Below are 14,355 nucleotides of genomic sequence, written 5' to 3'. Positions count from 1 at the left end.
ATGGCGGCCTCGCCTCGCTACGGCGGCGATCACAAGGCGGCATCGTCTCGCTACGGCGGCGATCGCCTCGCCTGACGAAGGTGGAGGGCTCACCTGACGATGCTGGAGGGGAGGAAGTGTGAGCGACGAGCCGGTCGGTGGCGCGTACCGGATCGAGGACTTGGCGCACCGCAGCGGCGCCACCGTCCGAACGATCCGCGCGTATCAGGATCGCGGGCTGCTCCCCCGCCCCGAGCGGCGCGGCCGCGCCAACGTGTACGCGGACGCGCATCTGGCCCGGCTGCGGCAGATCGCCGATCTCCTGGACCGCGGCTACACGCTGGCCTCCATCAAGGAACTCCTGGAGGCCTGGGACGCGGGCCGGGGCCTCGGCGGGATCCTCGGTCTGGTCGCGGAAGTCGACGGACCGTGGACCGACGAGGAGGCCGTGCGCATCTCGCGGGCAGAGCTGGACGACCGGTTCGGCGGCAGCCCGGACGACGCGGCGGTGGCGGATGCCGTGGCGCTGGGCGTGCTGGAGCCGGTTCCCGGGGACGAGGATTCCTTCCTGGTTCCGAGCCCCCAAGAGCTGGCGGTGGCAGTCGAGTTGTACGCCACGGGCGTCCCCTTGTCGGCGATCGCGGGCCATTTGCGGGAGTTGAGGGGGCAGGTGGAGCACATCGCCTCCCGTTTCCTGGAGTTCACGACCGAGCATGTCTTCGCGCGCTATCTGGGGGAGCACCCTCCGTCCGACGCGGACGCGGCCGAGGCGGCCTCGCTCGTACGACGGCTGCGTCCGCTCGCCCAACAGACGGTGGACGCCGAACTCGCCCGAGCCATGCGGCTGTTCGCCACCCGACACCTGCGACAGCACCTCGGCTCAGGGCAGGCCCCTGATCGCGGAGACGAAACGCGAACGGTGGAGATTCCCGTCGGCACAATGCGAGCCGTTGAAGGCCTGGTTGGCGCGGAGCGGGCGGCTGCCTTCGTCGCTGCCGCGGCTGAACGAGAGGTACAGAAACGGACCTTGGATCAGTTGGCCTCAAACAACGGAAGCCGCAGCGATGTTCACGAAATCGGGTAAATCGCTGGCGAGTTGTCCACAGAACCGTCAATTCCCCTGTGGATAACGGTACTTGGCTGTGGATCAAACCTCCGAATCAAAATCAAATGCGTGATCCGCCTCTCGCCAGGCACCCTGGAGCGATGGATGAAAGACGCACCGTGAAGGTGTCGAAGTACCTCTCGAAACATCTGCGGCACCAGCCGGAGCGCATCGGGCTCACGCTCGGCGAGGGCGGCTGGGTCGAGATCGACGCGCTGATGGCCGCGGCGGCCGCGCACGGTTTCCGGATCACGCGTGAGGAGCTCGCTCACGTGGTGGCCACGAACGACAAGCGGCGCTTCGCGATCGAGGGGACCCGGATCCGCGCCAGCCAGGGCCACTCCGTCGAGGTCGACCTCGGACTGCCTCCGGCGACCCCGCCCGCGTACCTCTACCACGGGACCGTGGCCCGCAACCTGGACGCGATCCGCGCCGAGGGCCTGCGCCCCATGAACCGGCACGACGTACACCTCTCGCCGGACCGGGAGACCGCCACCCGCGTCGGCGCCCGCCGCGGCCGTCCGGTCGTACTCTCCGTGGACGCAGCCGCCATGCACCGCGACGGCCATGTCTTCCGGGTCAGCGCGAACGGGGTCTGGCTCACCGCCGCCGTCCCGGCGCGCTACCTGCGGTTTCCCTCGGGGCACTGACCGGGCGGGCGGAGCGGGGCCGGCGGGAAGAGGGGACCCGGCAGGAGGAGCGGACCGGCGGCCGGAGGGGACCCGGCGGGCGTCGAGCTGATCATGCGATGCCCTCATATGCCCTCGTACGGTGGCCGCCACCACCCCGCGGTTCCGCTTACGCTCGATGCATGAGTCTGCGTCTGAGCACCGTGATCCTGCCGTACCTCCGCTGGCACGAGGGCGGGCGTTCCGCCTGGCAGCGTGCGGAGGAGCTCGGCTTCCACACGGCGTTCACGTACGACCATCTGTCGTGGCGGACCTTCCGGGACGGCCCGTGGTTCGGGGCCGTGCCGACGCTGACCGCCGCGGCCGCCGTCACCGACCAGCTCCGCCTCGGCACGCTCGTGACCTCGCCGAACTTCCGGCACCCGGTGACCCTCGCCAAGGAACTGATCTCCCTCGACGACATCTCGAACGGCCGGATCACCCTGGGCATCGGCGCGGGCGGCACCGGCTTCGACGCCACGGCGCTCGGCCAGGACCCCTGGACTCCGCGTGAGCGCGCCAACCGCTTCGGCGAGTTCGTCCCGCTGCTCGACCGGCTGCTCACCGAGGACTCCGTTTCGTACGGCGGTGACTACTACTCGGCACACGAGGCACACAACATCCCGGGCTGCGTCCAGAGCCCCCGGCTGCCCTTCGCGGTGGCCGCGACCGGTCCGCGCGGACTGAGGCTCGCCGCCCGGCACGGGCAGGCGTGGGTGACGACCGGCGACCCGAAGCTGTACGAAACGGGCACCCCCGACCAGTCGATTCAGGCCATTCGGGGCCAGGTCGACAAGCTGGCCGACGCCTGCGCCGGGATCGGCCGGGACGTGGCCGAACTCGACAAGATCCTGCTCGCCGGCTTCACCCCGGACCGCGGCCGTCCGCTGGAGTCCCTCGACGCCTTCGTCGACTTCGCGGGCCGGCACGCGGAGCTGGGCATCACCGACATCGTGATCCACTGGCCGATCCCCGGCACGGACTTCGCGGCCGACCAGAAGATCTTCGAGCGGATCGCCATGGAGTCCCTGGCGCAGCTGCCGTGAGCCGGGGGCAGCGGCTGTGAGACGGAGGCGGCTGTGTGACGGCGGCAGCGGCCGTGCGACAGGGCGATGGCCGTGAGGCTGAGGCAGGGGCGGCCTGCCCCTGGACCCCGGCCGGGTGCCGGCGGAGCCGTCCTGAGCCCCGGACAGGTCGCCTTGAGCGCGTCCAGGCCGCTCTGAGCCCTGGCCCGGTCACGCGGGTGCGACAGGGCGTAACGGTGCTGGTGAGGACGGTAACCACTCAAGTGTGCGGACCGCCGCACGGCCGTGCGCGCATATGCGGGAGAATGACCGCGTGACCTCAGCGACTCGACGGCCCGAGACCCCGGCCTCCACCGTTCCGCCCCGGCTGATCGCCACGGATCTCGACGGCACCCTGTTGCGTGATGACAAGTCGGTGTCCGAGCGAACGATCGCCGCCCTCGCCGCCGCCGAGCAGGCGGGCGTCGAGGTGTTCTTCGTCACCGGCCGCCCGGCCCGCTGGATGGACGTCGTCAGCGACCACGTCCACGGGCACGGTCTGGCGATCTGCGGCAACGGCGCCGCCGTGGTCGACCTGCACGGCGGTCCCGGTGCCCACAGCTTCGTGAAGATCCGCGAGTTGGCTCCCGACATCGCGCTCGACGTCATCCAGCTGCTGCGTTCCGCCGCGCCCGGCACCGTGTGCGCCGTCGAGCGCACCTACGGACTGCACCTGGAACCGGGATACCCGTCGCTGCACATGGAACCCCCGGAGATCACCGCCCCCGCCGAGAAGCTCCTCGCCGAGGACGCGCTGGACGCCGATCAGCCGGTCCTCAAGGTGCTCGCGTACCACTACGAGATGGACCCGGACGAGTTCCTCGCCGTCGCCCGCCTGGCCATCGGCGACCGCGCCAACGTGACGCGCTCCAGCCCCAGCGCCCTTCTCGAGATCAGCGGCCCGGGGGTCTCCAAGGCCAGCACCCTCGCCCTGTGCTGCGCCGAGCGCGGCATCTCCCCCGAGGAGGTCGTCGCCTTCGGCGACATGCCGAACGATGTCGAGATGCTCACCTGGGCGGGTCGTTCGTACGCGATGGGCAACGCCCACCCCGCGGTGATAGCCGCCGCCTCGGGGCGCACGGTCGCCAACAACGAGGACGGCGTGGCGGTCGTGATCGAGCGGATCCTCGCGGAGCGGATGTAGTCGGAGAGCCACGGCACCGGATCCACGGACCGGATCCACGGACCGGATCCACGGACCGGATCCACGGACGCTCCGGCTCCGGCGCGCCCCGCACATCGCAGTGCGGCAGGACGGCCCGGTAGAGCGACAGCTCAACACGGCACCTGCCACACCACCGTCGTGCCGCCACCGTGTTCGCCCAGGCCGGGCCCGTACCAGCTGTCACCGCCCAGGGACTCCGCCCGGCGCTTGAGGTTGCGCAGACCGCTGCGCCGTCCGCCGTCGGGGATGCCGACGCCGTCGTCGGCGACGGTGAGCCGTACGCCCCGCCGCCCGTCCGGCAGTTCAGCGGTCGCATCGACGACAACGTCGATGCGGGAGGCCCCGGAGTGCCGGAAGGCGTTGGAGAGGGCTTCGCGCAGGGCGGCGATGAGGTTCTTGCCGGTGAGTTCGCCGAGCACCGTGTCGACGGGGCCGATGAGGCGGTGGCCCGGCCTGAAGCCGAGGGGTACGGCGGCCATGTTGATCTCACGCAGTACGCGGGTGCGCAGACCGGACGGTACTTCGGCGGGGTCCTGGCGGAGCGCGAAGATGGCGGTGCGGATCTCCTGGATGGTGACGTCGAGTTCGTCGACCGCCTTGCCGACGCCCTCCTGCACCTCGGGCACGACCGACCGCCGCTGCGCGCTCTCCAGCATCATCCCGGTGGCGAACAGCCGCTGGATCACGAGGTCGTGCAGGTCACGGGCGATCCGGTCGCGGTCCTCGTAGACCGCCAGCCGCTCCCGGTCGCGCTGGGCATCGGCCATCATCAGCGCGAGCGCGGCCTGCGAGGCGAACTGCGCGGCGAGGGTCCGCTCCGTCTCCGTGAACGGGCGTCCGTCGCGAGCTCGCGGGGTGACGAGGGCTCCGAGGAACCGGCCGTCGCTCTGCAGCGGCAGCATCATCACCGGCCCGTAGTCGCACGCGAGTTTCGTGGGCATGCGCCGGTCCGCGGCCGCGTTCTCGACGAACACGGGCTCCCCTTCGAGGAGTTCGGCCACGAGTTCGCTCTCCGGCGGGATGACCACGCCGAGCGCCTTCGACGGCCGCTGCGAGGCGACGGCGACGATCTCCAGGCCGCCTTCCACGGCCGGCAACAGCACGATCCCGGCCGCGGAGCCGGAGAGCCGGCGGGCCTGTTCGGCGACGACCTGAAGGGCTTCGTCGGCGTCGCCGCCCGCCAGCAGCGCCGTGGTGACAGCCACCGAGCCGTCGATCCAGCGCTCGCGCTGCTGGGCGGCCTCGTACAGGCGGGCGTTGCCGATGGCGATGCCCGCCTCCGCGGCCAGCACCCGGACCATGTTGAGGTCGTAGTCGTTGAAGGGGCCGCCCCCGCGCTTCTCGGCGAGGTAGAGATTCCCGAAGATCTCCCCCTGCACCCGGATCGGAACCCCGAGGAAGCTCCGCATGGGGGGATGGTGTGCGGGGAATCCGCAAGAGCGCTGATCTTCGGCCAGGTTCGCGAGCCGCACCGGTTCCGGGTCATGGATGAGCGCGCCGAGCAGCCCCTTGTGCCCGTCGGGCAGCCGCCCGATCCGTCCGGCGGTCCCCTCGTCGACTCCGTGATAGACGAAGTCCGCGAGCCCCTCCCCGTCCTCCGCCACGACCCCGATGGCGGCGTACCGCGCGTCCGTCAGCTCCGCCGCCGTCTCGCAGATCCGGTCCAGCGTGGAGTGCAGCTCGAGGCCCGATCCGACCGACCGCATCGCCTCCAGCAGCTGCGGCACCCGCGCGGTCAGCTCGGTGGACAGTCCTTGCAGACCACGCGTCGCCCCGGACGCCACACCCGGACCGCCGTCCACGCCGCTGTCCGGACCGCCGCCGGGGCTGCCGTTCGAGCTGCCATCGGGACTGCCGTACGGGTCCGGCGTGGCGGGAGCTACAGACATGCTTTGAGCGTAGTTAGTCCTTTTTGGTACCGAAAGTCGGACTATGCAGCGCGGACCAGCATGTCCCCCGCGGCCTCCCGCTCCACCATCTCCCGCAGCGGCCCCTCGACGGCCGCCAGCTCCTCGTACCGCCCCCGCTGGACCACACGCCCCTCCGCCAGCACGATCACCTCGTCCACCGCGTCGAGCCCGGCCAGCCGGTGCGTGATCAGCAGCGTCGTACCGCCCTCGGTCGCGGCCAGCAGGTCCGCGGTGAGCGCGTCCGCCGTCGGCAGGTCCAGGTGTTCCGCGGGCTCGTCGAGGACGAGGACGGGGAAGTCGGCGAGCAGCGCCCGAGCCAGCGCGAGCCGCTGCCGCTGGCCCCCGGACAGCCGTGCCCCGTGCTCGCCGATCAGCGTGTCGAGCCCCTCGGGCAGCCCGTCCGCCCAGTCCAGGAGCCGGGCCCGCGCCAGCGCGTCGCGCAGTTCGGCCTCGCCTGCGCCCTTCCGGGCGAGCAGCAGGTTCTCGCGCACGGTGCTGTCGAAGAGGTGCGCGTCCTGGGCACACAGCCCGACCAGGCGACGTACGGCGTCACCGTCCATCGCGTACGCGTCCACGCCGCCCAGCGTGTACGTGCCCGCGCCCGCGTCCAGGAACCGCAGCAACACCTGCGCGAGCGTGGTCTTGCCGGACCCGGAGGCGCCGACGACGGCGATCCTTCGGCCCTGTTCGAGGCTCAGGTCGAGCCCGCCGAGCGCGTCCCGGTCCTGTCCGGGGTGGCGGGCCTCCAGCCCCCGCACGCGCAGCGGGAACGGCGACGCGGGCGACGGCTGCGGACGCTCGGGTTCGCGTACGGGATCGGGGGCGTCCAGCACCTCGTACACGCGCTCCGCGCTCTTGCGCACCCGCTGCCGGTACTGGACGGCGAGCGGCAGCCCCATGACGGCCTCGAACGCGGCCAGCGGGGTGAGGACGACGACGGCCATCGCCACACCGCCGAGGCGTCCGGCGGCGACGGCCTCGGCGCCCACGAGGGCGGTGGCCGCGACGGTGAGCCCGGACGCGAGTGCCGTGAGGCCGTCGCCGAGCGCGGTCGCGGTGGCGGCCCGTGAGGCGATACGGGTGAGCACCGTGTCGGCCCGCCGTGCCTCGGCGGTACGGGCGGGCAGCGCGCCCGCGACGGTCAACTCGGCTGTTCCCGTGAACAGATCGGTCACCTGTGTCGCCAGGGCACCGCGCGCGGGGGCCAGCCGTCGTTCGGCACGGCGGGCCACTGCTCCGGTGACGAGCGGGACGCCGACGCCGGCCGCCAGCAGTCCGACGGCGAGGGCGGCGCCGGCCTCGGGCAACAGCCAGGCGGTGAAGCCGACGGAGGCCGCGGACACGACGACCCCGGCTCCGGCGGGCAGCAGCCACCGCAGCCAGTAGTCCTGCATCGCGTCCACGTCGGCGACGAGCCGGGACAGCAGATCGCCGCGCCGGGTCGTCCGCAGCCCGGCGGGCGCGAGGCGCTCCAAGCGGCGGTACACCGCGACCCGGGTGTCGGCCAGCATCCGCAGCACGGCGTCGTGCGACACGAGCCGCTCCGCGTACCGGAACACCGCCCGCCCGATCCCGAACGCCCGCGTGGCCGTCACGGCCACCATCAGATACAGCACCGGCGGCTGCTGGGACGCCCGCGAGATGAGCCACCCGGAGGTGGCCATGAGCCCGACGGCACTGCCGAGCGCGAGACTCCCGAGGAGCAGAGCGAGCGTGAGCGGCCCACGCCGGGGAGCGGCCATGGCACGGACCCGGACGAGTACGCCGCCACGCCGGCGCGGGGCCGGGCGGCGCTCTTCCCCGTCGGCAGCGAGGACGCCTCCCGGCTCGATCGCCCGGGGCTCCTGCGCACGGCCGGATGCGGTGGAGCCGGATGCCTCGGCGGGCGCCCCGGGCTCCAGTTGGACCACGCGGTCCGCCACATCCAGCAACGCCGGCCGGTGCACCACGAGCAGCACCGTCCGCCCCACGGCCAGCCGTCGTACCGCCTCCACGACCGCCGCCTCGGTCGCCCCGTCCAGCGAGGCGGTCGGCTCGTCGAGGAGCAGCACAGGCCGGTCCGCGAGAAACGCCCGGGCGAGGGCGAGGCGTTGGCGCTGGCCGGCCGACAGCCCGGCGCCGTCCTCGCCGAGGACCGTGTCGATCCCGGCGGGCAGCGCGTCGACGAAGTCGGCCGCTCCCGCGTCGTCCAGTGCCCGGCGCAGCGCCGCGTCGTCCGCGTCGGGCCGCGCCAGCCGTACGTTCTCGGCGATGGACGCGGCGTAGAGATGGGGCCGCTGCGGCACCCAGGCGACACGCGAGCGCCATGCGTCCAGGTCGGCCTCGGCAAGATCGACTCCCCCGACGCGCACCCGGCCGGCGGCGGGCGACACAAACCCCAGCAGGACGTTCAGCAGCGTCGACTTGCCCACGCCGCTGGGCCCGACGAGGGCCACCGTCTCGCCGGGTTCGACCGTGAAGGAGGTATCGGAGACCGCGTCCACGGAGCGCCCCGGGTACCGCACGGTCACCCCCTCGAAGGCGACCTCCCCAGTCGGCACCTGCTGCGAGCCGGACGCCGGAACCGGTGTTTCCAGTACCGAGAAGATCTCCTCGGCGGCCGCGAGTCCTTCGGCGGCGGCGTGGTACTGCGCTCCCACCTGGCGCAGTGGCAGATACGCCTCGGGTGCGAGGACGAGGATGACCAGACCCACATACAGGTCCATCTCGCCGTGGACGAGCCGCATGCCGATGGTCACCGCAACCAGCGCGACCGAAATGGTGGCGAGCAGTTCCAGGGCGAAGGAGGACAGGAAGGCGATCCGCAGCGTCCGCATGGTCGCCTGGCGGTACTCGTCGGTGATCTTCCGGATCGACTCGGCCTGCGCCTTGGCCCGGCCGAACACCTTGAGCGTGGGCAGCCCCGCGACGACGTCCAGGAAGTGCCCCGAGAGGCGGGACAGCAGCCGCCACTGACGGTCCATCTGGGTCCGCGTGGCCCAGCCGATCAGAATCATGAAGAGGGGGATCAGCGGCAGCGTGCCGACGATGATCGCCGCCGACACCCAGTCCTCGGTGACGATCCGCGCGAGCACGGCCACCGGAACCACCACCGCGAGCCCCAACTGCGGCAGATAGCGGGAGAAGTAGTCGTCGAGCGCGTCAACTCCCCGGGTCGCGAGGGCGACCAGCGAACCCGTCCGCTGCCCGCTCAGCCACCCGGGGCCGAGCAGCGCGGCCCGCTCCAGCAGCCGCCCGCGCAGCTCCGACTTGACCGCCGCGCTCGCCCGGTGCGCGGCGAGCTCGGTGAGCCACGACACCACCGCCCGGCCGATGGCGACGGCCGCCAGCAGCCCCAAGGGCATGCTGAGGTCCGCGGCCGAAAGGCCGTGTTGGAAGGCACCGACCACGACTTCGGCGATGAGCATCGCTTGGGCGATGACCAGCGCCGCTCCGGCGACGCCCAGCCCCACGACCGCCATGAGGAAGAGGCGGGTGGCGCGGGCGTATCGAAGCAGACGCGGATCGATTGGTTTCACGTGAAACACACCCTTGGCTCATCCGGCATGTTTCACGTGAAACATGCCATTAGGTCGGACTCGGTACGCGAATCCCCTAGGTCGGACTCAGTGCGCGACATCCGCGGCGATGTGCTGCGTACCGATCCGCTTGCGGAACACCCAGTAGGTCCACGACTGGTAGAGCAGGACCACTGGCGTGGCGATCGCCGCCAACCAGGTCATGATCTTCAGGGTGTACGGGCTCGACGACGCGTTGGTGACCGTCAGACTCCAGTCGGCATTGAGCGAGGACGGCATGACGTTCGGGAAGAGCGACAGGAAGAGCATCGCGACGGCGGCCACGATGGTGAGCCCCGACAGGAGGAACGCCCAGCCCTCACGGCCACCGTTGACCGCCACGAGCGCGGCGACCAGTGCGACCACAGCGACGATCAGCGCGACCAGCGACTTGCCGTCACCGTTCTCGACCTGCGTCCAGAGCAGGAAGATGACCGCCAGTACGGCCGTCACCAGACCGAGTTGCAGGGCCAGCTTCCGTGCCCGCTCCCGGATGTCCCCGACGGTCTTGAGTCCGACGAACACCGCCCCGTGGAAGGTGAACAGGGTCAGCGTGACCAGACCGCCGAGAAGCGCGTAGGGGTTGAGCAGGTCCCACACGTTGCCCACGTACTCGAAGTTCTGGTCGATCTTCACTCCGCGCACGATGTTGCCGAAGGCCACGCCCCACAGGAACGCCGGGATCAGCGAGGTCCAGAAGATCGCGGTCTCCCAGTTCCGCTGCCAGTGCTCCTCGGGCCGCTTCGCCCGGTACTCGAAGGCGACACCGCGCACGATCAGGCAGACCAGGATGATCAGCAGCGGCAGGTAGAAGCCTGAGAAGAGCGTGGCGTACCACTCGGGGAAGGCGGCGAAGGTCGCGCCGCCCGCCGTGAGCAGCCACACCTCGTTGCCGTCCCAGACGGGACCGATCGTGTTGATCAGCACCCGCTTCTCGCTACGGTCACGGGCCAGCAGCTTGGTGAGGATGCCGACCCCGAAGTCGAAGCCCTCCAGGAAGAAGTAGCCGATCCAGAGGACCGCGATGAGTACGAACCAGACGTCGTGAAGTTCCATGACTCAGCAGCTCCCTGGGCCTAGTAGGAGAAGGCCATCGGCTTGTCGGCGTCACGGGAGTCGCCGCCGATCTTGGTGGGCGGGTTGAGGTCGGCCTCGGTGAGCTCCGGCGGTCCGGCCTTGACGTACTTCAGGAGCAGCTTGACCTCGATGACGGCGAGGGTCGCGTAGAGCGCCGTGAAGACGATCATCGACGTGAGGACCTCGCCCTGGGAGACGCCGGGGGAGACCGCGTGCCGGGTCTGCAGCACGCCGTAGACGACCCACGGCTGGCGGCCCATCTCGGTGAAGATCCAGCCCCAGGAGTTGGCGATCAACGGGAAACCCAGGGTCCAGACCGCGATGCGCCAGTACCACTTGGTGAGCGTCGGGCTGAGTGCCTCGTTCTTGAAGAGGACGAGATGCGGCACCTCGTCGTCGCCGACCCTCAGGTGCTGGGGCAGCATGAACTTCTTGCGGGTCAGCCAGAGTCCGACCAGACCGATGGCGAAGGACGCCATGCCGAAGCCGATCATCCAGCGGAACGCCCAGAAGGTGACGGGGATGATGGGCCGGTAGTCGCCGGGTCCGTACTTCGCCTGCTCTGCCTTGTTGGTGTCGTTGATGCCGGGGACGTACGAGCTGAAGTTGTCGTCGGCGAGGAACGACAGTATCCCCGGGACGGACAGCTCGACGGTGTTGTGGCCCTTGCTGACGTCCCCGTAGGCGAAGACCGAGAACGGCGCGGAGTTCTGGCCGTCCCACAGTGCCTCGGCGGCGGCCATCTTCATCGGCTGCTGCTTGAACATGACCTTGCCGAGGGTGTCACCGCTGATCGCGGTGAGCAGGCCGGCGATGACGATGGTGACCAGGCCGAGCCGCAGCGAGGTCTTCATCACGGAGACGTGCCTCTTGCGGACCAGGTGGAAGGCGGCGATACCGATCATGAAGGCACCACCGGTCAGGAATGACGCGGCGAGCGTGTGGAACGCCTGGGCGAGCGCGGTGTTCTGGGTCAGCACATGCCAGAAGTCGGTGAGCTCGGCACGCCCCTTCGCCTTGTTGATCTTGTAGCCGACAGGGTGCTGCATCCACGAGTTGGCCGCGAGGATGAAGTACGCCGACAGGATCGTGCCGATGGAGACCATCCAGATGCAGGCGAGGTGGATCTTCTTCGGGAGCTTGTCCCAGCCGAAGATCCACAGCCCGATGAAGGTCGACTCGAAGAAGAAGGCGATCAGGGCCTCGAAAGCGAGCGGGGCACCGAAGATGTCACCGACGAAGCGGGAGTAGTCGGACCAGTTCATGCCGAACTGGAACTCCTGCACGATGCCCGTGACGACACCCATGGCGATGTTGATCAGGAAGAGCTTGCCCCAGAACTTGGTCGCCCTGAGGTACTTCTCCTTCTCCGTACGCACCCAGGCCGTCTGCAGGCCGGCGGTGAGCGCGGCGAGCGAGATCGTCAGGGGGACGAAGAGGAAGTGGTAGACGGTGGTGATGCCGAACTGCCATCGCGCCAACGTCTCCGGCGCCAAAGCCAATTCCACGTCGTCAGCCTCCTTAGGTCGCCGTGGTCACAGCGGCAGTTTGCCCCCTTTGTCCCATACATCATGGGACAACCGGGACACGTTTGTGAACGCGTTCACATTCACAAGCAAGTATGGCGTACCGACTTTCGACTTCGGAAGGGGGGTCCCTCTTTACGTCAACCCCTCGGACCCCTTGGCAAGAAGTTCAACATCTTGTTGAATCCGCGGCATGCAGATACGGATCTCCTGGCCCGAGGGGCACCTCACCGCGACCCTCGACGACACCCCGACCGCCCAGGCCCTCGCCAAGGCGCTGCCGCTCGTCTCCGCCGCCCGCACCTGGGGCGAGGAGGTCTACTTCGACACCGGCGTCTCCGTCGCCCGCGAGGAGGGCGCCCGACAGGTCGTCGAGCCCGGCACCGTGGCCTTCTGGACCGACGGCGACGCCCTGGCCCTCCCCTACGGCCCCACCCCGATCTCGCAAGGCTGGGGGTCCCCCTCGACGGAGTTCGGGGGAGAATGCCGCCTCGCCAGCCCGTGCAACCTTCTCGGCCACCTCGACGGCGACCCACGTACCCTCGCCACGGTGCGCGACGGCGACCCCATACGCGTGGAACTCGTGGTGCCGTAAAGGAACTTCGACACTCCGCTGAACGTGACACGGGGTGGGGAACCAGCGCTCCCCAGGGGCCAGCGCTTCCCAGGTCCAGCGCTCCCCAGGGTCCCCGACTCCCGTCCCCTAGGTGATCAAAGCTCCTTGCGGAAGCTTTCCGTCGCCTTCAGGAAGATGTCGTTCGCCTCGGTCTCACCGATCGTCACGCGGACGCCCTCGCCGGCGAAGGGGCGCACGACGACGCCGGCCTGCTCGCAGTGGGCGGCGAAGTCGAGCGTGCGCTCCCCGAGTCGCAGCCACACGAAGTTGGCCTGCGTCTCGGGCACCGTCCAGCCCTGGCCGCGCAGCGCCTCGACCACACGCTGGCGCTCGCACACCAGCGAGCCGACCCTGCCCAGCAGTTCGTCCTCGGCACGCAGGCTCGCCACCGCGGCGTCCTGGGCCAGCTGGCTCACGCCGAAGGGAACCGCCGTCTTGCGCAGCGCGGCGGCGACCGGCTCATGGGCGATCGCGAAGCCGACCCGCAGACCGGCGAGCCCGTAGGCCTTGGAGAAGGTGCGCAGCACACAGACGTTGGGGCGCTCACGGTAGATCGCGACGCCGTCCGGCACCTCGACGTCACGGATGAACTCGCGGTACGCCTCGTCCAGGACCACCAGCACATCACTGGGCACCCGGTCGAGGAACCGCTCCAGCTCGGCCCGGCGCACCACGGTGCCGGTCGGGTTGTTCGGGTTGCAGACGAAGATCAGCCGGGTGCGGTCGGTGATCGCGTTCGCCATGGCGTCCAGATCGTGCACCTCGCCCGGGGTCAGCGGCACCTGCACCGAGGCCGCTCCGCTGACCTGCGTGATGATCGGGTATGCCTCGAACGACCGCCAGGCATAGATGACCTCGTCGCCCGGGCCGCTCGTGGCCTGCAGCAGCTGCTGCGCGACCCCGACCGAGCCGGTGCCGGTCGCCAGGTGCGAGACGGGGACGCCGAAGCGGTCCGACAGCTCGTTCATCAGCCCGGTGCACGCCATGTCCGGGTAGCGGTTGAAGGAGCCCGTAGCGGCGGTCACGCTCTCGATCACACCGGGCAGCGGCGGATACGGGTTCTCGTTGGAGGACAACTTGTACGCCACCGGACCGCCGGCCGCGGCGGGCTTGCCGGGCTTGTAGGTGGGGATACCCTCCAGCTCGGCACGCAGCTTGGGGCTCGTCTCGCTCACCGCAGTCCTCCTCGTGACGACCAGCGGCTCATGACCACCACCGGCTACCAATGCTTCTTACCTTATGAGGATTCGGCGCCGCTGCGAATGGGCTGTGGACAACCGAACGGCGACCGAACGCCAACCGGAGGGCAACCGGGCGCGGCTCGGCGATCAGCCACCCTCCGCTCACCCTCGCGCGTCCCGACGGTGCTTCTCCGTACGACTCGACGATCACCCTCGTACGACGCTGTGGTCATCGTCGTACGACGCAGCGGTCATCCTCGTACGAAGGCGCACGAAAGGGGGGCGCGCCGCCCGGCAGCGCACGCGCCGGTGGCTCACGCCGTGGCGCGCATCACCCGTGAAGGTGAGTTGAGACCTCTTCGAAACATGGCCCACTTGGCAGGCCCATGCGCGCCGACAAGTCACGTACTGCCATTGCATCGTTCAACTTCCTTTGTTTCCAAGGCAGTTGACCCATTTCGACCATGCAGAAACGTGCCTGTCAACGCGTGCATATGCGTCCGCACT

At 70.0% G+C, this 14,355-nt stretch carries 10 protein-coding genes; 5 read left to right on the top strand and 5 right to left on the bottom strand.

Features of this window, described 5'->3' with window-relative positions; translation table 11 throughout:
* Nucleotides 1-118 precede the first annotated feature (118 nt).
* The 4 genes from ACFVXA_RS16100 to ACFVXA_RS16085 all read left to right on the top strand — a co-directional run bounded on the left by ACFVXA_RS16100 (nt 119) and on the right by ACFVXA_RS16085 (nt 3,960).
* Nucleotides 119-1,063, top strand: a complete 945-nt coding sequence (locus ACFVXA_RS16100) for a MerR family transcriptional regulator (protein ID WP_383902903.1) — start codon at nt 119-121, stop codon at nt 1,061-1,063.
* Between the two features lie 122 nt (nt 1,064-1,185).
* Entirely contained in the window at nt 1,186-1,734 is a 549-nt protein-coding gene (locus ACFVXA_RS16095) for an RNA 2'-phosphotransferase (protein WP_362023420.1), read from the top strand.
* Between the two features lie 161 nt (nt 1,735-1,895).
* On the top strand, nt 1,896-2,798 hold the full coding sequence (locus tag ACFVXA_RS16090; protein ID WP_390025307.1) for an LLM class flavin-dependent oxidoreductase: 903 nt from the start codon (nt 1,896-1,898) through the stop codon (nt 2,796-2,798).
* 274 nt (nt 2,799-3,072) lie between these two features.
* Nucleotides 3,073-3,960, top strand: a complete 888-nt coding sequence (locus tag ACFVXA_RS16085; protein ID WP_362023426.1) for a Cof-type HAD-IIB family hydrolase — start codon at nt 3,073-3,075, stop codon at nt 3,958-3,960.
* A 131-nt stretch (nt 3,961-4,091) separates the two neighbouring features.
* Here the strand turns inward: ACFVXA_RS16085 and ACFVXA_RS16080 are convergent, their stop codons facing one another.
* From ACFVXA_RS16080 to ACFVXA_RS16065, 4 genes are all read right to left on the bottom strand, one after another.
* Nucleotides 4,092-5,870, bottom strand: a complete 1,779-nt coding sequence (locus ACFVXA_RS16080) for a GAF domain-containing sensor histidine kinase (protein ID WP_390025305.1) — start codon at nt 5,868-5,870, stop codon at nt 4,092-4,094.
* 41 nt (nt 5,871-5,911) lie between these two features.
* Entirely contained in the window at nt 5,912-9,409 is a 3,498-nt protein-coding gene (cydD, locus tag ACFVXA_RS16075) for a thiol reductant ABC exporter subunit CydD (RefSeq protein WP_390025303.1), read from the bottom strand.
* 87 nt (nt 9,410-9,496) lie between these two features.
* Nucleotides 9,497-10,504: a cytochrome d ubiquinol oxidase subunit II gene (gene cydB, locus ACFVXA_RS16070; protein WP_383737938.1), complete on the bottom strand. Its 1,008-nt coding sequence runs from the start codon at nt 10,502-10,504 to the stop codon at nt 9,497-9,499.
* Nucleotides 10,505-10,524: 20 nt separating this feature from the next.
* On the bottom strand, nt 10,525-12,033 hold the full coding sequence (locus ACFVXA_RS16065; protein WP_383737935.1) for a cytochrome ubiquinol oxidase subunit I: 1,509 nt from the start codon (nt 12,031-12,033) through the stop codon (nt 10,525-10,527).
* Between the two features lie 211 nt (nt 12,034-12,244).
* On the opposite strand from ACFVXA_RS16065, the gene ACFVXA_RS16060 reads away from it, so the two are divergent.
* Nucleotides 12,245-12,646, top strand: a complete 402-nt coding sequence (locus tag ACFVXA_RS16060; RefSeq protein ID WP_390025301.1) for a cyclophilin-like fold protein — start codon at nt 12,245-12,247, stop codon at nt 12,644-12,646.
* A 116-nt stretch (nt 12,647-12,762) separates the two neighbouring features.
* Here ACFVXA_RS16060 and hisC read toward each other — a convergent pair whose 3' ends face one another.
* Nucleotides 12,763-13,842 carry a histidinol-phosphate transaminase gene (gene hisC, locus ACFVXA_RS16055; RefSeq protein ID WP_362023444.1) on the bottom strand — a complete coding sequence of 360 codons (1,080 nt, stop codon included), beginning with the start codon at nt 13,840-13,842 and terminating at the stop codon, nt 12,763-12,765.
* Nucleotides 13,843-14,355 lie beyond the last annotated feature (513 nt).

It is taken from the genome of Streptomyces sp. NPDC058246, from assembly GCF_042881985.1.
Taxonomy (GTDB): Bacteria; Actinomycetota; Actinomycetes; order Streptomycetales; family Streptomycetaceae; genus Streptomyces.
The sequence above is the reverse complement of the archived record's forward strand: the minus strand, read 5'-3'. Positions and strand labels throughout refer to the sequence as shown.

Excerpts from the sequence above, each read along its gene's own strand:
- ACFVXA_RS16095 (WP_362023420.1), top strand. The coding sequence starts at position 1,186 with ATGGATGAAAGACGCACCGTGAAGGTGTCGAAGTACCTCTCGAAACAT.
- ACFVXA_RS16090 (WP_390025307.1), top strand. The coding sequence starts at position 1,896 with ATGAGTCTGCGTCTGAGCACCGTGATCCTGCCGTACCTCCGCTGGCAC.
- ACFVXA_RS16085 (WP_362023426.1), top strand. The coding sequence starts at position 3,073 with ATGCGGGAGAATGACCGCGTGACCTCAGCGACTCGACGGCCCGAGACC.
- ACFVXA_RS16080 (WP_390025305.1), bottom strand. The coding sequence starts at position 5,870 with ATGTCTGTAGCTCCCGCCACGCCGGACCCGTACGGCAGTCCCGATGGC.
- cydB (WP_383737938.1), bottom strand. The coding sequence starts at position 10,504 with ATGGAACTTCACGACGTCTGGTTCGTACTCATCGCGGTCCTCTGGATC.
- ACFVXA_RS16060 (WP_390025301.1), top strand. The coding sequence starts at position 12,245 with ATGCAGATACGGATCTCCTGGCCCGAGGGGCACCTCACCGCGACCCTC.